The following is a 23,637-nucleotide window of genomic DNA, read 5'->3' as shown; positions in this document are numbered from 1 at the left end:
TTTTAAGATAGGTGTATACAAAGGAAGCCATATGTCGATATAATAGTCCTATCATAAAAAAATAGCACGGTAAAATAGGTGCTTAAGTCTTTACTAGACTCTAAGCTTAATAGGGAAGTTGGTTTAAAGCCAACGCGGTCCCGCCACTGTAAATGGGAGCAGCCTGCAGATGTCACTGTCGAAAGATGGGAAGACGCAGGAAGTGATGATCATGAGCCAGGAAACCTGCCTGTTTTCGACACCAACAGCCTGCGCGGATAGGAGAGTGTTAAGAATAGAAACGTACTGTGGTTTCTAGCTTAACGTACATAACACTCCTCCTATATAGGGGGATTTTTTTATGTCTATTTTCTAGTGAAAGGGATGCAAGTAGAATGTTAAAAAGAAAGAATCTATGGATGGCTTTGCTGTTAGTCATGATGGTACTGACAAGCGGCTTCCAAACATCAGTACTAGCGGCAGAGGGAAACCAAGGAAGTGTAACAGTATTGGGGCTGGACTCGAAAGCTGTAGTGCCAGAAAAAACACTCCAATATAGGGAGAAAGAAACAGCTGCTGAGGCACTGATTGATGCGGTTGGTAAAGAAAATCTTGAATACACAGATAGCAGTTTTGGACCGATGCTAACTGGAATTAATGGAGTAAAAGCAGGGGATAAACAATTTTGGGCCTTTTTTATTAATGGTATTTCTGCTCAGGTTGGACCGGATTCTTATCTAGTTCAAAATGGTGATAAAATAACATTTAGGTTAACTAATTATTCAAACCCGGATGCCAAAACAGTATCTCTTCAAGTGGTCGATGGAAATAAAAAAGTCATTTCAAGTCCATATCTTACAGATATAGAAGTGATTGGGAATCCTAATGCTTTTCAGTTATTACAAGTAGCGTTAGGAAATGATCAGGTTGGGTCTGAGGAAACACAGTATGGAAAGATGATAACCACAATAAAAGGTATTAAAGCCGAAGGATCTAACTTCTGGGGATTCTATGTGGATGGAAAAATGGCTCCTGTTGGTGCAGAAAGTTACCAGCTTCAGAATGGAAACCAAATCAGTTTTCAACTTGAATCCTATACACCTGCTCCAGGAGATGGAGGTAATGGAGAAACAACAACACCAACAACACCAGCAACACCGGAAACACCGGCCACCCCAACCACTGGAACTATTTCAGCTCAAGATTTACAAACAGCTGTAAACTCTACGAGTGCTTATGTGCTGAAAAACGAAGTGGGCGAATGGCAGGTCATTGCCTTAAAGCAAGCGGGAAAAGCCATTCCGAAGGACTATCTTGCTGGAGTAAAGGCAATAGTGAAAGAAAAACAAGGAAAGTTTTCAAGAATTACCGATACCGAACGATATGCATTAGGGATTTTAGCTGCGGGTGGTAATCCTACCAATGTAGAAGGATATAATCTAATCGAAGCAATCTATAATGGAAATGTGACAAAACAAGGCTTAAATGGGGTTGCCTATGCATTAGTTGCCTTAGACAGCGCGGATTTCACAATACCGAATTCGGCCCTATGGACAAAAGAAAAACTAATCAGTTATTTAACAGATAGACAAAACAGTGATGGCGGCTGGGCATGGGACGAAAGTTCAACAAGTGATATTGATACAACAGCAATGATTGTAACTGCTCTAGCACCATTCAAGAACCAGGCTGATGTGAAGGACAAGGTTGAGGCAGCCGTCAAGTACCTGTCTACTCAGTACGAAGCATCCAAAATTGATAATAGTTCAACAGCTGCCCAAGTGATTATCGCATTATCGGCACTAGGTATGGATGCCAATAGCGGTGCTTTTTCGAAAGACAATAACGGGCTTGTACAATATATGCTCTCATTCCAAAATAAAGATGGCGGTTTTGACTGGCAGGGCGGAGATGTGAGTGATCCTTTTACAACCTCACAAGCGGTTCAAGCATTAGTTGCTTATAAACTGTTTACAGATGGAAAAGGTTCTTTATTCCATCTGACCCTTTCTGCGGATAACCCAGCCGTCGAGACCCCGGCAGTTGTCACTCCGCCGCAAACGGAACAGCCTGCTCCGACAGCTACCGTTGTGAAAACCAACAGTCAGACAGGACACGCACTTCCAAATACAGCGACGAATATGTATAACCTTTTGGCTTTGGGACTTTTACTCATCATCGCGGGTAGCATTTTTTATATCAAACAAAGAAAACAAAACGTATAAAAATCAATAATCCCCTCTTAGAATGGTAAGAGGGGATTGATTGGAGGTAACACAATGAAAAGAAGGTTTAACTTTGCCGTTCTTTTTGCCTTTTTAGTAGTCATCCTTAGTTTAACCGGATGCGGTTCAAGTACCGCCAGTAACCAGGAAACGCAGAAAGAAACAAAAACGGTTGCAGTAACCGCAAAAGCAGACAATAAAACTGAGCAAGACTCAAAGCAACAGAATGCTGTTGACCAAACGAAATCTTCAGCTGCTCCGGCAGTAAAAGAGGAAAAACAGCAGGCAGCTTCAAAACCGGCTCCGCAAACGGAAAGCCGACAAAGTGCACAGCCGGTTCAAAAAAGTTCTGCTCAGGCTGAGCCAACTACTCCAGCTACAACTAGTAAAAAAAGTATAACATCTACAGCAAAGCCGGCTGGAACAACGGCAAGCACTACGACTACTCCAGCTGCAAAGGCAACAACCAGCACAGCAGCAAAAACAACAACTACACCCCAGACAACCACTACCGCTCCAGTAGTGAAGCCGGCAGTACCCGCACCAAAACCGGTGACGACAGTTACGTTATCAATTGTTGGACCAAAAGACAAAGGGACCATTCTTGCTCCTACTAAGGTAAAAATAAATGATGGTAATACAATTTTTGACGTTTTAAAACGAACAAATATTGATATAGATTCCAGCGGCAGCGGTGCAACAGCTTATATAGAGGGTATTAATAACATATATGAATTTGATTATGGAGCAAAAAGCGGTTGGGTTTTTAAGTTAAATGGTGCTAGTATCACCAAGAGTATCGGAGTCATAAAAGTAAAAGCTGGTGATCGGATTGAATGCTACTATACCGAATAATACCTTTAGGAAGAACAAGCGATGAGACTACGGTTTGATCGCTTTCATCCGTTGGTACCTTTTCTTTTTTATGCTGGGGCGGTTTCCTTGGTTATATTAATGCTGCATCCCCTTTTTTTAGTCATCTCGATTGCAGTTGTTTTTTTGATTAATATCCTCCATGATCGCCTAAACGGATTACGGCGCTGGTCGTTCTTCATTCTTACCACCTTCGTGCTTATGGTGATGATGAATCCTCTGTTCAATGAGCGGGGGCGGCATTTGATAGTTGAAATCAATCAACACCGTGTCACGGTTGAAGCGGTTGTCTATGGTGGAATGAACGCCCTCTCGATTATTGGGATACTCGCCATATTCGTGTCCTATAATGTCATCATGACACCGAACAAACTTTTATATTTATTTGCCAAAATTTTACCGCAATTTGCTGTCCTTCTCATGTTAACTCTAAGATTTATTCCGTTAATGAGAAGAAGGCTGGAAGAGATTGCGGTGGTTCAAAGAAGTAAAGGTCTCTCAGTAACGCATGGCAGCTGGAGGGAGAGAGCCAAGCTTGGTATGCTCTATGTTCAAACGTTATTAACCTTTTCGTTAGAAGAAGCAATTCAGACTGCTGACTCAATGAAAGCGCGGGGTTACGGGCGCGGACCACGTTCCTCCTATGAATATTTTAAAATGAACCAAGCAGATGGGATTGCAATAATCTATCTACTTGGTCTGCTTTCCTTTATCTTAGTTGAACGAGTTTCAGGATATGGTTTTCTTACAATCTACCCCCTGATGGAAACTTGGCATCTTTCGTTGATGGATACAGCAGTACTCATTTCTTACACATTATTTTTAAGTTTCCCATTATTAGTTGAGACAGGTGGAATGTTCCGATGGCGCTTATCGAATTAACAGATGTCAGTTTTACCTATCCAGACAGTAAGGAACCTGCCATTCGGAATCTTTCTCTAAACATCGATAAGGGGCAATTTGTTGTCCTTTTTGGGGCATCAGGTTCTGGAAAAAGCACGCTGTTACGGTTATTAAAAAAAGAAATCCAGCCGCATGGTACGCTGTCCGGGAGGATTTCCATTAATGGTCAGGCTGTCTCAGAGACATCAGGGCTAAGCCAGGATGTTGGTTTTGTGTTTCAAGATCCGGAAAACCAGTTAGTTGCGGATGATGTTTTACATGAAATTGTCTTTGGTTTGGAAAATATCGGCCTAGATCCAAACGAAATGAGAAACCGAGTGGCGGAAATGGTTCATTTTTTCGGGGCGGAATCCTTGCTGAATCGAAAATCACAAGAGCTTTCCGGAGGGAAAAAGCAGCAAATAAACGTAGCTTCTGTCTTATTAATGCAACCAAGTATTTTACTATTGGATGAACCTACTGCCCAGCTTGATCCTGTCAGTGCAAGGGAATTTATCGATTTACTTAAAAGATTGAACGAGGAATTTGGAATGACCATTATTATGGCGGAGCACAGGCTTGAAGAAGTTTTTACCCTGTCCGACAAAATCGTCATGATGGAAAACGGTCAAGTGAAAATTTCAGGGGAGCCAAGACGTGTCCTTCATGAGCTGTGGAATACAGAGTATAAGGCTTATATTCCGAAGATTCCTGCCCTATTTTTAAGTATGGACGGGCAAGGCAGTCTCCCGTTAACCGTAAAAGAGGGCAGGGACTGGGTGCAAAAACAAAAGGTAGTGCCTAATATATCAAGAGCCTTTAGGGTCTCTCCCAAACCGACAGAACGGATCAAGCTAAAAAATATTTCCTTTCATTATGAAAAAAAAGGGGACTATATTTTAGATGAACTTAACCTGAGCGTAAGACATGGCGAGTTTTATGCCCTGCTGGGAGGAAATGGTTCAGGGAAATCTACCTTGCTAAAGTTGATGGCAGGCTTGTTAAAACCTGATAACGGCACTGTATTTTTTGATGAGAAACCTTTGAAAAAATATAAACGGGTCGAAATTGCGGCGAAGATTGGCTATTTACCGCAAAATCCTAAACTTTATTTCATGCAGGACACCGTTGAAAAAGAGCTCCAGATGACGTTAACACAGTGGGACGCATCAAAAGCTACCGATGCACAACAGTTGTTCGACCAATTAGGGATTGCCCATTTGCTGTCAAGTCATCCCTATGATCTTAGCGGCGGAGAACTACAAAAGGCTGCCTTGGCATGTATTCTAGTCAGGAAGCCTGAGGTTCTTTTATTGGACGAACCGACCAAAGGATTGGACCCGATTTCAAAAAAGAATTTGGCAAAAATCCTTTTGTCTCTTCATGCAACCGGAATGACAATCCTGATGTCCACTCATGATGTTGAGTTTGCAGCACAGTATACGACAAAATGCGGTATGATGTTTCAAGGAAAGATCACTTCTGAAGATGTACCGGAGAAGTTTTTCAAAGGTAACTTCTTTTATACGACGATGATCCAAAGGGTATTTCGCGGGCTGTCTGAGAAGGAAATTCCAATGACTCTTAAGGGGGTCACGCAGTAATGCGTAAAAATAGGGCCTTAATTAGCGGCTTCCTTTTTATCATGATGTTTGTGTTATTAGGACTAAATTATATCTGGGAAGCTTCCTATTTATGGTTAAGCTTTGGCTTAGTTATAGTAGCGATAATTCTTTTTCTAGTTCGTTTTGAGACAAAAAAGGTAGAACCACGGGAGTTGGTGCTGTTAGCAGTCCTTGCTGCGATTGCAGCGGTAGGGAGGATTCCATTCGCTAGTCTGCCAAGTGTTCAGCCCACGACCTTCGTCATTATCATGTCTGGGTATGTGTTTGGCGCGGAAAGCGGTTTTGTCATTGGGGCTGTAGCTGCACTCGCTTCGAATATGATTATGGGGCAGGGGCCATGGACGCCATGGCAGATGGTCTCATGGGGCTTAGTGGGTCTAACAGCTGGTCTGTTAAGAAATACTGCGTTCATGAAAAGAAGATGGGGGCAGATCCTCTTTGGTGTGATCTGGGGTTACCTGTTTGGCTGGATAATGAATTTGTGGGGATTTATTGCATTGATTCAGTCCAGCGGTGCGCAGTCCTGGAAAGCGTTTGTTGTGTATATGGCAGGTAGTGCCATCTTTGATACCTTTCATGCCATCTCCAATGTCTTTTTTTTAGTCGTGTTTGGCGGGATCTGGGTGAAGATATTAAGTCGTTTTAAACGGAAGTATGGATTACTAGAATAAAAAAAACTCCAGTTTTTGCTGGAGTTTTTTCGTTATTTACTGAGCCCTTTTGCTTTATCGATTAAGGCATTGATCCCTTCCCCAATCGTATATAAGGCCTTTTGAAGACCATTTTTCAACTCAGGTGCATGCTCTTTTATGGTTGAGCCAATTTTCTTTGCATTATCATTCAATTCTGCCCCAATGGCCTTCGCTTGATCATTGATGCTCTTTTTAACTGCCGATTCACCTGCCAGCTGGTCATTGATCGAGCTCACTTCAAAACTCTCATGTGGGAGATGGGTGATAGATTCCCGCATAATCTCTTTAAAGATCGGTACGACATTGGATGAACTTGCACTTGGCAGATAGTGCTGTCTGTCCGTTTGATCATAGCCAATCCAAATTGCCCCGACAAGGTTCGGTGTATATCCCACCATCCACTGATCCTTCGTCCCGTTTACCCCGTTGAAAGGCAGCTGGGTCGAGCCTGTCTTACCGGCAATCTGGACACCTTGGATATGGGCTTTTCTTCCCGTCCCCGTCTCAACTACATTCAATAACATCGAAGTCATGTCATTTGCAACCTTTTTAGTGGTTACTTTAGTAGTCTTTTCCTGGCGCTCGGCGATCACATTTCCTGTCGGACCGACAATTTTCGTAATTAAGTGACTGTCCTCCCGCTTGCCCTCATTAGCAAACACTGAAAAGGCATTGGCCATTTGCAGCGGAGATACACCTTTACTCATACCTCCCAATGCAACCGCAAGATTTTCGTCTTCTTTTTCTACAGGAATACCAAACCGCTTTAAGGAATCCAAGCCCTTGTTCAAGCCAATTTTATTTAATAGCCACACGGCGGGAACATTTAATGATTCCTCCAGGGCCTTGTACATGGGAACTTCGCCAGAGAATGTCTTGGAAAAATTCTCTGGTTTATAGTTTCCAAATGTGATTGGTTTGTCCTCAAGCTCGGAAGAATATTGATAGCCATTTTCTAAGGCAGGAGTATAGACTGCCAAAGGCTTAATGGAGGACCCTGGCTGAGCTTGTAATTGGGTGGCCCTGTTAAAACCACGGAAAACGTGCTCACCGCGGCCGCCGACGAGGGCGCGCACACCGCCAGAGGCAGGATCCATTAGAACCGAACCACTCTGGACCAATTTCCCGCCCATTCCGCTGGGGAACAGATAATTTTTGCTATAAACATTTTCAAGTCCAGCTTGCAGATTTTGATCCATCTCCGTATAAATCCGATAGCCTCTTGTTAGAATTTCATCCTGGGTTAACCCGTATTTAGAGATGGCCTCATTTAAAACAGCATCGACATAATATGGGTATTTCCGTTCTATCGTGCTGCCGCCGCCATCGTGCAGCTTAATCTTTTCATTCTTTGCTGTATTGTACTGAGCGGCCGTAATCATGCCTTGTTCTTTCATCTTTGCTAAGACAACATTTCGGCGCTTCATCGCTAAATCATAGTTATTATAAGGATTAAGATAGTTCGGCGAGTGTAAGAGGCCTGCCATCATCGCTGCTTCGCTGATAGTCACATCCTTAATATCTTTATTGAAATATTTTTTCGAGGCATTGCTGATCCCCCAAGCACCGCCGCCAAAATAAACCTGATTTAAATACATTTGTAGAATTTCATCTTTCGTATAAACCTTTTCGATTTTTACAGCTAAAAACAGTTCTTCTGCCTTTCGTTTATAGGTCCTTTCAGGGGAAAGCAGGGCATTTTTTGCTAGCTGCTGGGTTAAGGTACTGCCGCCGGCGGTAACCCTTCCAGCAAATATGTTCCCGAAAAGGGCACGGGCGATTCCTTTTATATCAAAGCCGCCATGCTCATAGAAGCGTTCATCCTCAATCGCCACCACCGCGTTAGGGACATATTTGGGTACTTCACTAATCGTAATACCCTTCGTTCGATTGGTTGCCACATTGCTGGCCACTTCGCCATCTTTATCATAGATAACCGTTGGCTGGCTTAAGCCTTGTTTTAATTGATCAACGTTTGCCCGCGATGCCAGCCAGCCAAAATAGGCAATCGTAATTAAGAAGACAACTAGAAGCAGTAATAATAAAATTTGGGTAAGATGTGTCTTTCTCCAGAAACGGACCATCATTCCCCAAAGGGGCTGTAATTTTTCCATTTTATCTCCTAACTTTCAAAAAGGAATTTTCGATTTCTTTATTATAGAATTTCTCAACTAAAAAGACCAATATTTAGACATATTGCACGAAACACGTGATAACCGTGGACAACCTTTCCATTTCGTCAGCATATAGTAGTAGAAAAAGATATGGAAGGGGTGGGGATATTGATTAACTGGAAAGTCCGATTTAAAAATCGGAATTGGGTCATTGCATTTATTTCTCAAGTTATGATTATAGCAGAAATGGTCATTGCCGGCTTGAACTCGATGGGACTCATTCATTTTCAATTAACTGATGCAGTACAAAACTCGATTTTAACGTTTGTTAATGCAGTGTTTGTGTTGTTGTCTATGGTTGGTATTATCCAAGATCCTACAACTAAAGGAGTAAGAGACAGCGATCAAGCGTTACAATACAAAGAGCCTAAATAATCTGGATTGACAGTCAGTATCTATATGGTACTGGCTTCGTTGTTGTAAAAAGTGTAAAAAATAGTCTTTACATCGCTTCCACAAATTGGTTTACTAGAAAATGAACCTTTAAGATTGTGAGGCTTACATAATGGTTAAAGTAAAAAACTATATTGGTCAGTTTCATCCTATTGTATGGGTATTATTAATTGGTACGGTCTTATCAAGGGGATCGGCCTTTATGACCTTACCGTTTCTTTCCATCTATTTATCAAGAACGATGGATCTTTCGCCAATTATCATTGGGCTAACGGTGGGGATGAGTCCTTTAATGGGGACAGTCGGGGGATTTATCGGCGGACATTTGTCGGACCGGTTTGGCCGCAAACCAGTGATGCTGATCTCACTATTTGCTGTCGCGTTTGTTTATTATGGATTTACAATTGCGACGGGACAAGGTTGGTTTATTCTGCTAAACGCCATAAATGGACTGAGCAACTCGTTTTTCGAACCGACTTCTCAAGCATTGATGGCGGATTTAACGGATAAGGAGCGGAGGATGAAGGTTTATTCTTTACGGTATACGGCCATGAACATCGGTGCTTCAGTTGGCCCTTTAATCGGTGCTTATTTAGCGACTACCTCTGCAAAGCTATCGTTTGCGATTACAGGAACGACTTATTTACTTTATGCAATCGTTTTGGTGTACTTTTTAAATAAACTAGTTATACAAAACCACCAAGGTCAACACGTTAAGAAGAACGTTTCCTTTGGCGATGCTTTTAGAATTATTCGAACGGATAAAGCCTTAAGATATCTTATTATTGGAATTACCCTCATTAATATGGGCTACGCGCAGATTGATTCTAATTTGCCGCAAGTGTTAGAAGGGAAATTTGAAAATGGAGTTCTTATTTTTTCGAGTCTATTATCGATTAATGCTATTATGGTCGTGTTCCTGCAAATGCCGATTAGTCATCTAGCCGAAAAATTTAGATTAATGCAAGTTATGTTTGTTGGATCGTTTTTTATAGGAGCAGGGTTAATCGGTTTTAGTTTTGTGAATGGCTGGGTCACAGCAATCCTTGCTATGGTTCTAGTAACATTGGGTGAAATCTTAATTTTTCCCTCTAATAGTTTAATGATCGATCAACTGGCACCGGAGCATCTAAGGGGAACCTACTTCGGAGCAGGGCAATTTCGAAAAATAGGGAACTTTCTCGGACCCATTTTTGGCGGTTTTCTTCTCAGTCATTTCCAGGGGCAAATCATGTTTTTAGCCATCGCAATTATTACACTTTTCAGTATCGTCTTCTTTTTAAGAGGTAACAGGTTATTCCTAAAAATGAAATCAATCGATAGTAAAGCTATTTAAAAAAATGCCTCCATAGAACCTGGGAGGCATTTCTTACGATTATCTTAGGATATCTTCAATTCTTGCTACTGTTTCGGAACTTAGTTTAACACCAGAGGCTTTGACGTTTTCCTCCATTTGCTCAGGACGGCTTGCACCCACTAATGCACTTGCAACATTACTTTGCCGTAAAATCCAGGCTAGTGCAAGATTAGCTAAGGAAAGCTCATTGTCGGCGGCTACCTCTTTTAAAAGTTCGACACGATTAAGATTCTCGTCTGTCAACAATCCAAACAGACCCTTATAATTTTCTTGGGCTGCCCGGCTGCCTGCAGGGGCTTTTTCCCCTTTTTTATATTTTCCAGTCAATACTCCTTGAGCAAGCGGAGACCATACGACTTGGCCGATTCCATGCTTTTCGGAAACAGGGATAACCTCTTTTTCAATATACCGTTGCAGCATGCTATATTGTGGTTGATTTACGACAATCCGGTCAAGTAATTTTTTATCTGCAAGATGAACGGCCTCGGTAATTTGCTCGGCGGTCCACTCACTAACACCTACATATAATACCTTTCCCTGACGGACAAGGTCATCTAATGCCCGCAGGGTTTCTTCGAGCGGGGTTTCTGGATCATAACGGTGGCAATAATAAATATCCACATAATCAGTGTTTAAACGTTTCAAGCTGGCGTGACATTGTTCGATGACATGCTTTCGTGAAAGACCACGGTCATTTGGTCCATCACCCATTGGCCAGAAAACCTTGGTTGCCAGTACATAGGAATCACGAACATATTTTTTTAGCGCTTTACCCACAACAATCTCCGCTTCCCCGCGCATATAAACATTGGCCGTATCGAAAAAGTTAATTCCTAAGTCATATGCCTTGTCAATCGAGGCGGCGGCGTTTTGCTCCTCGACATATCCCCCATATGTAAGCCAGCTTCCCAAACTAATTTCACTTACTTTCAAGCCTGTGTTACCCAAACGACGGTATTCCATAACATCCACTCCTCCCAAAAATTTCGATGCACAAAATAAAAATACTATCTAAATGACCAAATTGTCTACAAATTGGAAAAACTTTGATAAGATAAACTATAGAGCTTGATAGGAAAAAATTAACAGAATGAATCATGCACCTTTGAATAAGTGGCAAATGAACAAATTATGAACCGATAGAAAAGGGGCCTGGATATGTCAGTCTGGTTAATCATGACAGCGGCATTCTTCCTGTTTGTCGTTTTAGAGGAATCGATTTATTATAGTTGGAATCGGTATGTGTATGGAAAAAACGTCGAGATGGGAGGGAAATGGAAAAATCGCTGGCTGGTTGTGTTACGACTCTTTAAACGAGACAAACCAATTGTGATCGAAACAAGTAATCAGGAAAAGAGCTCCAACTCATAATGGAGTTCTTTTCTTTTTGTAAAAAACTTGTCAGTTTGTTTCTGATTCACGCTGTTTTCTCATCTTTTTAAGAAAAGATTGAACCAATCGAATGCCAAAGAACAGGGCAAATAAAAACACAATCACGAATTCCGCGGGTTCCATTACTCTGAAAGGGTTTAAGGCCTTCCAGATAAGCAATCTAGGCTCGGTCCCCATGATGAAATCTAGGAGAATAATCAAGCCGAGCATCCCGCCGGCTAAGATAAAAACAACCATTATGGCTTTCATTTTGTTCACCCTCATTCATGTTACCGATAGTATTCAGATTTATAAAACTCCTTATACTGTGTTTCCTGAAGTATTTTTGCTTGAATGGATATTGGTGTGTTTTTTGGGGAAAATAGCCATTATCAATCTCTAGGAAATGGGGTGGAGGCTTGTGTCAATCCTGTCACAAATATTGAAAAAGAAACAACAGAATCGACAGAATGATAATTATCGGCAAAAACAAGATCCACTTAAGCCAGAGGAATTGCCCATCCTGCGTGATATGAAAGAAAATTTAGAAAGAATAAAAGGGGAATTAGGAAATAGTTCAGACGTTACCATTCGCAATATCACTGTCAGCAGTTATAAGGCTGCATTGGTTTATATTGATGGACTGGTAGATACCGTAAGCATTAGTGATTTTCTAATAGAGCCCTTTATGGAGAAAACGGTCATTCCAGAAAATCAGGATATATTTCAATATATCGTCGATAAAGCTGTTGCCATGGGAAGTGTACAATCGATTGATAATTGGAATCAGGTATATGATTCTTTGCTATCTGGAAATACTGTCATTTTTATAAATGGCTGCACGAAAGCGATTAGTGCGGAAACAAAGGGTTGGGAAAAGCGTTCCATCACGGAACCTACTACACAGCTATCGATCCGCGGCCCAAAGGATTCATTTACAGAAACCCTAAGAACCAATACAGCGTTAATCAGAAGGCGGATTAAAAGCCCTAATTTATGGTTAGAAGCGATGAAAATAGGGACCGTTACCCAAACGGATATTGCGATTATGTATATAAAGGGAATTAGTAACGATAAAATTGTGAAGGAAGTTAAAGAAAGATTACAACGAATTGATATAGACTCGATTCTTTCATCAGGATATATTGAGCAATTAATTGAAGACCAAGCATGGACAACATTCCCAACAACTTTTCATACGGAAAGACCGGATGTGGTCTCATCACAGCTGCTTGAAGGCAGAGTTGCCATTGTAATTGATGGGTCACCATTTGTCCTTACAGCACCAGCCTTATTTGTACAATTTTTTCAGGCGCCAGATGATTATTATTCCCGGTTTGATATCTCAACAGGGATTAGACTACTTAGGATTATTGCTTTCTTAATTGCCCTGGTAGGACCAGCCACCTATATTGCTGCTACCACGTTTCACCAAGAAATGATTCCAACCACAATGGCCATTGCGATCGCAGCTCAACGTGAAAATGTTCCTTTTCCAGCCTTTGTTGAAGCTCTAATTATGGAAATTACCTTTGAAATCTTACGGGAGGCTGGTTTAAGACTTCCACGTGCCGTTGGCCAGGCTGTTTCGATTGTGGGTGCGTTAGTTATTGGGCAGGCCGCGGTACAAGCTGGATTTGTTTCACCTGTTATGGTTATCGTCGTTTCGGTCACAGCCATCGCTAACTTCTCCACCCCTATATTTGCCATGGCCATTGCTGCGAGATTACTTCGCTTTGTCTTAATGGGACTGGCGACGATGTTAGGTTTTTATGGGATGATGCTCGGTCTCATGTTCATGGCGATTCATTTATGCTCACTACGCTCGTTTGGGATCCCTTACATGATGCCGCTCGCGCCTTTTAACTTAAAGAATCAACAAGATGCCTTTGTACGCTTTCCACTATGGGCAATGAAAAATAGACCACCATTTATTGCGAAAGGAAATATAATTAGGACGGGAAAGGATCAAAAGCCAGGTCCTCCTAGTCCTGATGATGGAAATAGTAATCAAGGTGAAAAGTCATGAAAAAAAGTCTAATCATCGTAACGATCATGCTAATGCTTTTGCCTCTGCTTAGTGCATGCTGGAATCAGAAGGAACTAACTGATTTGGCGTTTGTCATGGCAATGGGAATTGATAAGGGAAAAGATAAGAAATTTAAGGTATCTTTTCAACTTGTCAATCCCGGTAACGTAACAACCGGACAAAATGGAGGCGGTGGAGGTCAAGGACTCCCAATTGCTGTTTATCGAAGTACCGGGGACACGATCACAGAGGCTGCTAGAAACGCTACCAGAAAAGTTTCACGGCGCCTTTATTATGCACACACCAATATTGTTGTGATCAGTGAAGAGATTGCCAAAAAAGAATTGCTTTATATTATAGATGCACTAGATCGAGATCCCGAATTTCGAACCACGACTGAGATGGTTGTCGCAAGAGACTGTACTGCAGAAGAAATTGTCACAACCCTTACCATTCTCGACAGGCTGCCGGTAAACAAGATTACTAAACAGATTAAAGCATCAGAAGCGATGCTCGGTGAAAATGCATCGGTAAATATTGATGAATTTCTTACCGGTTTAATAAGTAAGGGAAAACAGCCTTTTTTAAATGGATACAGCCTAGTCGGCATTAAATCAAAAGCCAGAAAAAAAGAAAATCTGGAAAAAACGACAACCGATGCGTTTCTGTCTTCAAATGGGTTAGCGATTTTTCATGATGGGAAATTACGGGGCTGGGTTAATCGTGATAAAGCTCGTGGAATTATCTGGGTTCAGGATAAACTCAAAAGTACGGATATAAGTATCGCGTGGAAAAAGAAGAAAAAGGCACTTGTTGTGGCACCGATCCGCTCAAAAACAAAGGTTTCGGTTCAGTTTATTCATCAAAAGCCGCAAATAAATATTAAAATTGATAGTGAGGGCTGGATTAGTGAAGCCAACACAGACATCGATTTAACGAACCCCGAAATTATAGGTCAAATAGATACACTGGTTGAAAAGGAAATAAGCAGGCAAATTCTAGATTCGGTTAAAGCCGCACAAAAATTAAAATGTGATATTTTTGGATTCGGAGATAAAGTGCATATTGCAAATCCTACTGTATGGGAGCAGCTCGCAAAGAATTGGGATGAAGAATTTGCCGCTTTAAAGGTCAATGTGAAAACCGACTTTTATATTCGCCGTGAAGGAATTCGAACGAAGTCGTTTTGGTCCTCAATGAACGAATAATCTATGGCATGGGGGGGTGTGTATGGAAAACGCAAAAATTAATGCCTATCAACTATTTGTCGTGATTGTTCTTTTTGAGATGGGGAGTGCAATCCTCGTAGGTCTTGGGGCCGAGGCCAAGCAGGATGCCTGGATCGCGATTTTATTAGGACTAGGAGGAGGGTTAGCAGTCTTTCTTATTTATTATCAATTGTATAAATATTATCAAGACATCCCCCTTACAAGTTATGTACAAAAAATTGCAGGTAAATGGATTGGTCGAATGATAGGGGTTTCGTATATCATCTATTTCCTCTATTGTGCTGCCAGGGTCCTTCGAGACTTTGGTGAATTACTAACCTCTACCATATACACCGCGACCCCTCTAATTGTCATTAATTGTTTAATGATTTTTACGATCATTTATGGGATCCATAAAGGATTTGAAGTAATAGTAAGGGTGGGCGAGCTGTTTTTTATTGTGATTTATATGATGGCGTTTGTAGGGTTCGGATTAATCATGTTTTCAGGATTAATTCATTTGGAAAATCTTCGACCTGTCTTAGAGAATGGCTGGAAACCCGTTCTGAGCACTTTTCTAACGGAAACCATTAACTTTCCGTTTGGGGAGATGGTGGTCTTCACGATGTTACTTCCTTATTTAAATGATTCTAAAAAAGCAAAATGGGTATGTCTGGGCGGCATGATTCTCGCTGGCATAAATATTACTATTACTGCGGTCATTAATGTGGCTGCATTGGGTTCATCTTTATTTACACGAGCTAATTTTCCGCTATTATCCACAATCAGCAGGATCCAATTGGCCAACTTTATTGAACGGCTGGATGTCCTTTTTATGCTATATCTGGTCATTGGCGGTTTCTTTAAAATATCCATCTTTTTCTATGCAGCTGTTGCAGGGGCCTCTGATATTTTTGGATTTAAAAATTATACAAAGTTAAGCTTTCCAATGGGGGCACTTGTTTTATTTGCATCAATTACGATTGCATCCAATTATGCTGAACATATCAAAGAGGGGCTTGAAGTGGTCCCTGTCTATCTACATTGGCCATTTCAAATTTTGATTCCTTCATTTTTGTTAATGATTGCCTTTTTTCGAAACAGGAAACAGAAGGCGGAAAAATCAAAAAAACTGCCTATGGAATAATGAGACCAGATGGCAGTTTTTTTGATTTTTATCTATTCCTACTGACCGCATTTGCCATTCTCTGCTTAATAGGCAGGGAGATATCAACGGATGTTCCTTGATTCTTTTGACTATTAAAACGAATGGTTCCATTGTGAGTTTGAACAATTTTAAAGCTGACGGTTAATCCAAGACCAGTTCCTTTTTCCTTCGAAGAATAGAACGGCTCACCGAGCTTTGCTAACCGTTCCTTAGAAATACCTGAGCCATTATCCTTTACCGTAATCATCACATGTTCACCTTGTGCAGGATGAAGGGCAATTTCAACCGATCCCCCTTTGCTAGAAGCCTCGATTGCATTTTTAATAATATTAATAAACAATTGTTTAAGCTGATTAGGTTCACATTCAATAAAGACTTCCTTTTCCGGAAAAGAAGAGACGATTTGCACATTATAGTAAATGGCTTCCGTATTTAATAGCGAGAGAACATCACTTAAAAGTTTATGAATGTCGGCTGTAGAAAATTTAAGATGCTGCGGCTTGGCTAAAAGTAATAGTTCGCCGACAATATGATTAATCCGATCTAATTCATCAAGCATGATTCGATAATAGAACTGGTGTTTTTCGTCTTCCATTTGCAAAAGCTGGACAAATCCCTTTAAAGAGGTAAGCGGATTACGAATCTCATGTGCCACACTAGCTGATAGCTCTCCTACGACGGAAAGCTTTTCTGTTCTCCTAAGCCGTTCCTCCGTTTTTCTCAGAGTCGTGACATCACGGCCATAGCCGATTATGCCGGATATTTTTCCATTTACAATAATCGGGACTGAAGTGCATTGCAAGGTAATAGGATTCCCATTCCGATGGGGGATCTTAATTTCATACATAATCGGTTTTACTTCTTCAACAACGGATTGAATAAAGGCTGGCAGGAATTTTTTATATTTTTTAGGTAAAAAAGTTGTTACGGATTGACCAAGCCATTCTTCCCGTTTAAATCCTGTAATCAAGTCAAAATAAGGGTTTAAATTGGTAATGGTTCCTTCTAAATCAAGCATATAGACAATATCCGGGCTATATTCAAATAAAGATTTATATTGCTGTTGGCTTTCTGCTAAACGTTTGGCCATTTCTTTTTTTTCAGTAATATCTCGCCCAATAACTACTAACCCTTGTCTGCTGCTATCAGGATTGAATAACGGGACCTTTATGGTATCAAACGTTCTAGATGTCCCGTCAGGCATTTGCAGAACCTCTTCAATTCGGGTAATATTTCCATTCATCCATGCATGCTCATCCGATTCTTCACAATATCGGAGCGCATCTCCATGATATTCGGAATACTCAGCAAGCTCGGAGTCCTTTTTTCCACGATAGTCGACATCTTCAAGACCGAACAATTGCAGACCAAATTCATTTGATTCAATCCATCTGCCTTCACCATCCTTAAAGTTAACAAAGTCAACCATTGAATTGATAAGGGTGGAAAGTTTCTTTTGATCTTCTTTGGAATCAGTTAATTCCTGTTGTTTACTGTAGGAAAAATAAATAAATGCCCCTGTCACAACGATATATAGGATTTCTTTTGACCTCTCAACAATCCAAATATGTGGTGATGGGACAAATTCTTCAATTAGATAGTTTGATCCATAAATCCAGATTACACTACTTATAATATACAGGAAAACCAGCTTTTTTTTATCCATGTCCTTCTCCAGTTCTTTCTAGGAACTAGTTTCCCAGAATAATAGAAAACATTCTACTATATAGTACTAGAAAATGTTGATTTTTGGAATAATAAAAAGCAATCTGCTATTTTATGGAAGCTTTAGCCGTTTTCATTGCGTAATTTTAGGAGACTCTTTTCCCTAGAATCAGTAGATCTCTTTCGATTCCATCCAGTTCTGCCACATTCGGAAGGTGAGCCCATTTTTCAAATCCAAAGCTTGTAAACAGCTTGATGCTTGGCTGATTATGTCCGAAAATGAACCCAAGTAAGGTCTTAATCCCAAGCGTAGGACAAGCATCTAGTGCTTTTTGGATCAGGTACTTGCCGAGCTTTTTCCCGCGAAAGTCATGGTGAATATAAATACTTACCTCGGCGGTCGCGTTATAGGCAGGTCTGCCATAAAAAGATTGAAAGCTGACCCAGGCACAAATTTCTCCATTTGTTTCGACCACCCATAAGGGACGAAACTCGGCTGAGTGTTCGTTGAACCACGGCATTCTGCTTTCAACCGAAACCGGTTCTAAATCGGCTGTAACCATTCGTCCTGAAATGGTGGAGTTATAGATCTCAATGATGGTTGACATGTCATTTTGTTCTGCATCTCTAATTACGAATTCTTCATACATAAGAAAGTTTCACTCCGTTTTAATTAAGATAGTTTTTATAATATCCCGGTATACCTTTTATTACAAGAAGAATTCGCAAGAAAGGCGCAAGCTCCTTGGTGAGCAGTGTATGTCCTGCAGTTGGACAATTCTTAATCGTTAATTTTCCAAAGAAAGACCCTTTCCAAAAAGGAAAAGGGTCTTTTCTTTAACGAGCGCCTGATGGGCAGCCGTTGGTCGTTTCGATACTAAGACGCTCACTTACCAGCGATGGGCCTTAGCATTGCTCCTTAAGATGATCTGATTTTGCGACACTCTTGTTTGACCATTCACCTGTGCTTTGGTGTGTTTAGGTCTCGTAAAAGTGTAGTGAAAAAGCTCCGATTGGGAATCTAATTGATCTCTGTAGCTCATCAACTATCACCTCATCATAGGATTTGAAACGGATATTCCAAAGAATATCATCCTTATCATTTGTAAAAAGGAAGGAAAATAGTCAATAATCTTAAATGAATCAAAAAATAACTAAACGTTAAAATAAAAAGGCAGTCAAAAACAAGAAAAGGATGATTTTTAAATGAAAATGTCTGGAAATACGATTTTAATTACCGGCGGGGCATCAGGTATTGGGTTAGCATTTGCCGAGCGTTTTTTGGAAAGAGGCAATCAAGTCATTATTGTCGGCCGCCGCGAAGAAAAATTACGGGAGGTTAAGGAGAGATTTCCAAATATACATACGAAGGTTTGCGATGTATCAAAGCAAGACGAGAGAATAAGTTTATTTGAATGGGTAACGAAAGAGTTTCCTCAAGTAAATGTACTGGTTAATAATGCCGGTATTCAGCAGAGAGTCAACCTTTTGAATCCACAAGAGAATTGGGACTATTACCGGAATGAAATTTCGATAAATGTCGACGGTCCGATTCATTTAACCATGCTGTTTACACCGCACCTTCAAAAACAAGCGCAGGCAGCCATCTTAAATGTAACCTCTGGATTAGCGGTTATGACCGGTGTGTGGGTGCCCGTTTATAGTGCAACCAAAGCAGCGCTTCATTCATTTACCACATCACTGCGACATCAGCTCGCCGAAACAAACATCGAGGTCATTGAAATCCTACCTCCTGCTGTCAACACTGATTTAGGAGGAGCGGGTTTACATACATTTGGTGCTCCTTTAACCGATTTTGCCGACACGATTTTTGCCGGACTTGAAAAAGGTGAAATTGAAATTGGTTATGGCGGCACAAAAGAGAGACTTCATGCGACAAGAGAAGAAATTATGCAAGGAATTAAAGGAGCATGGCAGAACTTTTTAAAAAATAACCCTGGCTTTCGCAGCTAAAGGACTGGACCGATAAGAAAAGCGGTTCCGTTAATCTTAATAAAGTATAAATTCTCTGGCGTTCATTTGCGGAGGATTTTTTTTTCTAAAAAGCCAATTAATACTTGTATTATCTGAAAGTTGCGAATAAAATTAAAGGTGACATACTAACCGGTAGGTATGTATCTGCTTGTTCCTGCATACTCTTTTATAGAAGAAAAAACTAGATTTCAAGAATAAGAATGGAGTGAAAAAAATGCATTTACGCCTAACGGATGAACAAAAAATGGTGCAAAAGACAATTAGAAGATTTGTAGAAAAAGAACTCATTCCACTTGAAAACGATGTATTGAGAAATGAACGAGAAGGCAGGCCAAGTCTATCTCCCGGCAAATTAAAAGAGCTGCAGTTAAAGGCTAAGGAAGCTGGTTTTTGGGGAATTAATACGCCAGAGGAATATGGCGGTGCTGATCTTGGACAAATGATGATGGCCATCGTTTTAATGGAAGTATCAAAAACCTTTGTTCCATTTTCATTTGGCGGCTCTGCAGATAATATTCTTTATTATGGAAATGAAGAACAAAAACAAAAGTATTTACTTCCAACCATTAATGGCGAGAAAAAATCCTGCTTTGCCATGACTGAGCCAGGTGCAGGCTCTGATACAAGGAATATAAAAATGACAGCTGTGAAAGACGGAAATGACTGGGTTTTAAATGGTGAAAAAACGTTTATTACCGGTGGGAATGAAGCTGATTTTGTCATGGTTATTGCAATTACCGATAAACAAAGGCATCAAGAAACACAAGGCCGTGAAGGTGTGACGTGCTTTATTGCCGACCGTGAGATGGGCTGGAAATCCGAGTATATACATACGATGGGGGAATGGGGTCCAGCCGGCTTAGTTTTTGATAATGTTCGTGTTCCAGAGGAAAATATCCTCGGCGAATTACACAAGGGGTACAACCTCGGACTGGAATGGATTGGCTTTGCCAGATGGATTGTAGGGGCAAGAGCTGTTGGATCTGCTGAACGGTTATTGCAAATGGCAATTGATTATTCGCGGGAACGGGTTACTTTTGGAAAGCCGATTGCTGAACGACAAGCCATCCAATGGCAAATTGCCGATTCTGCAGTTGAAATCGAAGCGGCCAGATGGCTTGTATTAAACGCGGCGTTTACGCTCGATCAAGGTGAAGATAATCGTCATCTTGCCTCGATGGCTAAACTTTATGGCTCTAATATGGGCAATCGAGTAGTCGACCGTGTTCTGCAAATTCATGGCGGGATGGGATATACAAAGGAATTGCCAATTGAACGCTGGTACCGTGAAGCAAGACTATGGAGAATATACGACGGAACGGATGAGATCCAGCGCATGATTATCGCCCGCAATTTAATAAAAGGTCATGTGAAGGTGGGCCAATACGTTTAGAAAAAGTGTAAGCGTTATCTACTATATTTACTAATCAGGAGGAAGAGAAATGGCTGGAAGATTTACAGGAAGAGTAGCCTTTGTAACAGGTGGAAGCCAGGGGATTGGCAAAGGAATTGTGGAGCTTTTCGCCAAAGAGGGAGCAAAAGTAGCGTTAATTGATTTAAATGAAGAGGCATTAAATGCCACTACCAGTGAATTAAGAGAAAAAGGCTATGAAGTCTATTCAAAAGTAGCAAATGTAGTGGATGCTAACCAAGTAGAAGATGCTTTTAAAGAGGTTTATGAGACGTTTGGATCGGTTGATATATTAGTCAATAATGCCGGGGTCATCCGAGACAATCTATTATTTAAAATGTCGGATTCCGATTGGCAAACCGTCATGGATGTACATTTAAAAGGCTCATTTAATGCCGCAAGAGCCGCACAAAAATATATGGTCGAGCAAAAATATGGACGAATTATCAATATTTCGTCTACTTCCGCGCTGGGCAATCGCGGCCAGGCCAATTATGCTGCGGCAAAAGCCGGCTTGCAAGGCTTTACTAAAACACTGGCAATTGAATTAGGAAGGTACGGCATCACCGCTAACTCTGTAGCACCAGGTTTTATTGAAACAGAAATGACCAAAGAAACGGCGGCCCGAATAGGGATTACCTTTAATCAGTTAATCCAGGCTAGTGTCGCTCAGATTCCAGTGGGCAGAAGCGGAAAACCGGCTGATATTGCTAATGCCGTTGCCTTCTTTGCGGATGAAAAATCCTCGTTTGTCAATGGCCAGGTCATTTATGTGGCCGGCGGGCCAAAATGCTAATAAGGTGAGGTGAAGATCATTGTTTAACGACCAAATCGGTAAACAATCAAACAAGGTGAAAAATACGGTGGAAAGAGGAGCCGTCAAGAAATTTGCCGAAGCCATCGGCGACCTTCATCCAATCTATTTTGATGAAGATACAGGCAGACTTTCAAGATACAAAAACAACCTTGCCCCGCCAACCTTTCCACGGATTTTTGATTATGGTGTGATTGCAGGGCTAAATCTTCCGAACAAAGGTTTAATCCATGGGGAACAAACCTTTCATTACAACCGGCCTTTAGTAGTCGGTGAAGAAGTTTACTGCTATTCCAAAGTAAAAAATTACTTCGAGAAAAAAGGGAACTTTGGTCAGATGGGATTCTTGGTAGTAGAAAGCTTCGGGGAAGATGAAGCCGGAAATATTATTTTCAGTTCTACCTCTACCATTGTCATCTCGGAAGCAGTGAGGAAGGTGTTGGTTAAATGAGTACGTTAACCCAATTGCAAGTGGGCGAGTCTCTTCCGGAAGTACAGCTTGAACCTGTCTCACGGATGGATCTCATAAAATATTCAGGTGCCTCTGGGGATTTTAACCCTATTCATACCATTGATGATGAAGCGAAAAAAGCAGGACTGCCAGGAATTATTGCCCATGGGATGTGGACAATGGGCAATTTGGCAAAACTGTTTACTGCTTCTTATGAGGAAGGGTTTGCTCAAGATTACTCGATTCGTTTTAAAGGGATGGTATTTTTAAATGATGTGGTGACCCTGAAAGCAACATTGAAGGAAAAACAGGATCAAAATCTGCGTTTTAACGTTCAGGCGGTGAATCAGCAGGGAAATGTAGTCTTAAAAGGTGAGGTAGTCTATCACCAATATGGTCATTAACAATTGAGATATGCCCGGCGTGTAGGAAGATTCCGTTCTTCATGCTGGGTTTATTTCTTTCAGTATGGGAGATACCACTGCAATGAAGTTCGATATAAAAACGATAAACATTAAAGAAGGGTGATGCCATGTTCACGAAATTAAAAACCAGCTATAATCCGCCCATTTTTTCTTCATTTGAGGAGGAAAGGCGCCATTTAAATCAAAAATTAGCTGCAGCCTTTCGCTTGTTTTCTAAGTTTGGTTTTGATGAAGGAGTGGCAGGTCATATCACTGTACGTGATCCAGAGCTGAAGGACCACTTCTGGGTGAACCCGTTTGGCGTTCACTTCAGTCAAATTTCTGCCTCCGATTTAATTCTTTGTAACCATGACGGGATGGTCGTGGAAGGGAAGTATCCAGTTAACCGAGCTGCCTTTGCCATCCATTCTCAAGTTCACGCTGCACGTCCTGATGTGATCGCAGCAGCTCATTCACATTCTGTTTATGGAAAATCATGGTCTGCCCTTGGCCGCCTCCTTGACCCCATCACCCAAGATGCTTGTGCGTTTTATCAAGATCATTCCCTGTATGATGATTTTACTGGTGTTGTTTTAGAAATTGAGGAAGGAAAACGGATAGGTAAAGCTCTCGGGAACAATAAAGCATGTATCCTAAGAAATCATGGCTTGTTGACAGTTGGAAAGTCTGTGGACGAAGCAGCTTGGTGGTTTATTACGATGGAGCGTTCGTGTCAGGCACAGCTTCTGGCTGAAGCAGCAGGGAAGCCTATTTTAATCGATGTTGAAAATGCACGAGCAACCTATGAAACCGTGGGAGTTTCAAATGCGGGCTGGTTTCAATTCCAGCCATTATGGAATCGGATTGTGAAAGAACAGCCGGACCTTTTGGAGTAATTGAGCAATCTGGAAGGATGAAGGA

The 23,637-nt window shown here is 41.2% G+C and carries 23 protein-coding genes and 1 riboswitch; of the genes, 17 read left to right on the top strand and 6 right to left on the bottom strand.

Going from position 1 to position 23,637, the window contains the following annotated elements; genetic code table 11:
• Positions 1-59: 59 nt before the first annotated feature.
• Positions 60-247, top strand: a riboswitch (cobalamin riboswitch).
• 127 nt (positions 248-374) lie between these two features.
• The 5 genes from J7E81_RS23700 to J7E81_RS23680 are packed head-to-tail and all read left to right on the top strand — an operon-like array spanning position 375 to position 6,255.
• Entirely contained in the window at positions 375-2,204 is a 1,830-nt protein-coding gene (locus tag J7E81_RS23700; RefSeq protein WP_215046151.1) for a DUF4430 domain-containing protein, read from the top strand.
• Positions 2,205-2,258: 54 nt separating this feature from the next.
• On the top strand, positions 2,259-3,059 hold the full coding sequence (locus tag J7E81_RS23695; protein WP_215046142.1) for a DUF4430 domain-containing protein: 801 nt from the start codon (positions 2,259-2,261) through the stop codon (positions 3,057-3,059).
• A gap of 21 nt (positions 3,060-3,080) precedes the next feature.
• The gene (locus J7E81_RS23690) at positions 3,081-3,959 is read left to right on the top strand and encodes an energy-coupling factor transporter transmembrane component T (protein ID WP_215046140.1); all 879 of its coding nucleotides are present in this window, start codon (positions 3,081-3,083) and stop codon (positions 3,957-3,959) included.
• Positions 3,941-5,563 (top strand): ABC transporter ATP-binding protein, encoded by a 1,623-nt coding sequence (locus J7E81_RS23685; RefSeq protein ID WP_215046138.1) that lies wholly within the window; start codon positions 3,941-3,943, stop codon positions 5,561-5,563. Before J7E81_RS23690 ends, J7E81_RS23685 begins: the two co-directional genes overlap by 19 nt.
• Positions 5,563-6,255: an ECF transporter S component gene (locus tag J7E81_RS23680; protein WP_215046136.1), complete on the top strand. Its 693-nt coding sequence runs from the start codon at positions 5,563-5,565 to the stop codon at positions 6,253-6,255. The genes J7E81_RS23685 and J7E81_RS23680 overlap by 1 nt, the downstream gene beginning before the upstream one ends.
• Positions 6,256-6,287: 32 nt before the next feature.
• On the opposite strand, the gene J7E81_RS23675 is transcribed toward J7E81_RS23680, so the two are convergent.
• Positions 6,288-8,390, bottom strand: coding sequence for a transglycosylase domain-containing protein (locus tag J7E81_RS23675; RefSeq protein WP_215046134.1), 2,103 nt, complete (start codon positions 8,388-8,390; stop codon positions 6,288-6,290).
• Positions 8,391-8,558: 168 nt separating this feature from the next.
• Between J7E81_RS23675 and J7E81_RS23670 the strand changes: the two genes are divergently transcribed.
• Positions 8,559-8,825, top strand: a complete 267-nt coding sequence (locus J7E81_RS23670; RefSeq protein ID WP_251028836.1) for a phage holin — start codon at positions 8,559-8,561, stop codon at positions 8,823-8,825.
• Between the two features lie 130 nt (positions 8,826-8,955).
• Positions 8,956-10,179 (top strand): MDR family MFS transporter, encoded by a 1,224-nt coding sequence (locus tag J7E81_RS23665; protein ID WP_215046130.1) that lies wholly within the window; start codon positions 8,956-8,958, stop codon positions 10,177-10,179.
• A gap of 39 nt (positions 10,180-10,218) precedes the next feature.
• Here J7E81_RS23665 and J7E81_RS23660 read toward each other — a convergent pair whose 3' ends face one another.
• Positions 10,219-11,163 (bottom strand): aldo/keto reductase family protein, encoded by a 945-nt coding sequence (locus J7E81_RS23660; RefSeq protein ID WP_215046122.1) that lies wholly within the window; start codon positions 11,161-11,163, stop codon positions 10,219-10,221.
• A 195-nt stretch (positions 11,164-11,358) separates the two neighbouring features.
• Here J7E81_RS23660 and J7E81_RS23655 point away from each other — a divergent pair, with 195 nt between their 5' ends.
• The gene (locus tag J7E81_RS23655; protein ID WP_215046120.1) at positions 11,359-11,571 is read left to right on the top strand and encodes a hypothetical protein; all 213 of its coding nucleotides are present in this window, start codon (positions 11,359-11,361) and stop codon (positions 11,569-11,571) included.
• Positions 11,572-11,601: 30 nt separating this feature from the next.
• Here the strand turns inward: J7E81_RS23655 and J7E81_RS23650 are convergent, their stop codons facing one another.
• Entirely contained in the window at positions 11,602-11,841 is a 240-nt protein-coding gene (locus J7E81_RS23650) for a YczF family membrane protein (RefSeq protein WP_215046119.1), read from the bottom strand.
• 157 nt (positions 11,842-11,998) lie between these two features.
• Here J7E81_RS23650 and J7E81_RS23645 point away from each other — a divergent pair, with 157 nt between their 5' ends.
• The 3 genes from J7E81_RS23645 to J7E81_RS23635 are packed head-to-tail and all read left to right on the top strand — an operon-like array spanning position 11,999 to position 15,955.
• Entirely contained in the window at positions 11,999-13,600 is a 1,602-nt protein-coding gene (locus J7E81_RS23645) for a spore germination protein (RefSeq protein ID WP_374104087.1), read from the top strand.
• Positions 13,597-14,808 (top strand): Ger(x)C family spore germination protein, encoded by a 1,212-nt coding sequence (locus J7E81_RS23640; RefSeq protein ID WP_215046115.1) that lies wholly within the window; start codon positions 13,597-13,599, stop codon positions 14,806-14,808. The genes J7E81_RS23645 and J7E81_RS23640 overlap by 4 nt, the downstream gene beginning before the upstream one ends.
• 22 nt (positions 14,809-14,830) lie before the next feature.
• Entirely contained in the window at positions 14,831-15,955 is a 1,125-nt protein-coding gene (locus tag J7E81_RS23635) for a GerAB/ArcD/ProY family transporter (RefSeq protein WP_215046113.1), read from the top strand.
• A 28-nt stretch (positions 15,956-15,983) separates the two neighbouring features.
• On the opposite strand, the gene J7E81_RS23630 is transcribed toward J7E81_RS23635, so the two are convergent.
• The 3 genes from J7E81_RS23630 to J7E81_RS23620 form a co-directional block, all read right to left on the bottom strand.
• Positions 15,984-17,642, bottom strand: a complete 1,659-nt coding sequence (locus tag J7E81_RS23630; RefSeq protein WP_215046111.1) for a PAS domain-containing sensor histidine kinase — start codon at positions 17,640-17,642, stop codon at positions 15,984-15,986.
• A gap of 145 nt (positions 17,643-17,787) precedes the next feature.
• Positions 17,788-18,291, bottom strand: coding sequence for a GNAT family N-acetyltransferase (locus J7E81_RS23625; protein ID WP_215046109.1), 504 nt, complete (start codon positions 18,289-18,291; stop codon positions 17,788-17,790).
• Positions 18,292-18,531: 240 nt separating this feature from the next.
• A complete protein-coding gene (locus tag J7E81_RS23620) occupies positions 18,532-18,684 on the bottom strand; it encodes a YpzG family protein (RefSeq protein ID WP_098531610.1) in 153 nt (50 codons plus the stop codon).
• A gap of 163 nt (positions 18,685-18,847) precedes the next feature.
• On the opposite strand from J7E81_RS23620, the gene J7E81_RS23615 reads away from it, so the two are divergent.
• The 6 genes from J7E81_RS23615 (at position 18,848) to J7E81_RS23590 (ending at position 23,612) form a co-directional block, all read left to right on the top strand.
• A complete protein-coding gene (locus tag J7E81_RS23615; protein ID WP_215046107.1) occupies positions 18,848-19,615 on the top strand; it encodes an SDR family oxidoreductase in 768 nt (255 codons plus the stop codon).
• 235 nt (positions 19,616-19,850) lie between these two features.
• The gene (locus J7E81_RS23610; RefSeq protein ID WP_215046105.1) at positions 19,851-21,029 is read left to right on the top strand and encodes an acyl-CoA dehydrogenase family protein; all 1,179 of its coding nucleotides are present in this window, start codon (positions 19,851-19,853) and stop codon (positions 21,027-21,029) included.
• 49 nt (positions 21,030-21,078) lie between these two features.
• On the top strand, positions 21,079-21,843 hold the full coding sequence (gene fabG, locus J7E81_RS23605) for a 3-oxoacyl-ACP reductase FabG (RefSeq protein ID WP_215046103.1): 765 nt from the start codon (positions 21,079-21,081) through the stop codon (positions 21,841-21,843).
• Between the two features lie 19 nt (positions 21,844-21,862).
• The gene (locus tag J7E81_RS23600) at positions 21,863-22,312 is read left to right on the top strand and encodes a MaoC family dehydratase N-terminal domain-containing protein (RefSeq protein WP_215046101.1); all 450 of its coding nucleotides are present in this window, start codon (positions 21,863-21,865) and stop codon (positions 22,310-22,312) included.
• Positions 22,309-22,716: a MaoC/PaaZ C-terminal domain-containing protein gene (locus tag J7E81_RS23595; RefSeq protein WP_215046099.1), complete on the top strand. Its 408-nt coding sequence runs from the start codon at positions 22,309-22,311 to the stop codon at positions 22,714-22,716. Before J7E81_RS23600 ends, J7E81_RS23595 begins: the two co-directional genes overlap by 4 nt.
• Before the next feature lie 128 nt (positions 22,717-22,844).
• Positions 22,845-23,612 (top strand): class II aldolase/adducin family protein, encoded by a 768-nt coding sequence (locus J7E81_RS23590; protein ID WP_215046097.1) that lies wholly within the window; start codon positions 22,845-22,847, stop codon positions 23,610-23,612.
• Positions 23,613-23,637 lie beyond the last annotated feature (25 nt).

The sequence above is a fragment of the Bacillus sp. ISL-18 genome (assembly GCF_018613415.1).
Taxonomy (GTDB): Bacteria; Bacillota; Bacilli; order Bacillales; family Cytobacillaceae; genus Neobacillus.
This window is presented reverse-complemented; position numbering and strand designations above follow the sequence as displayed.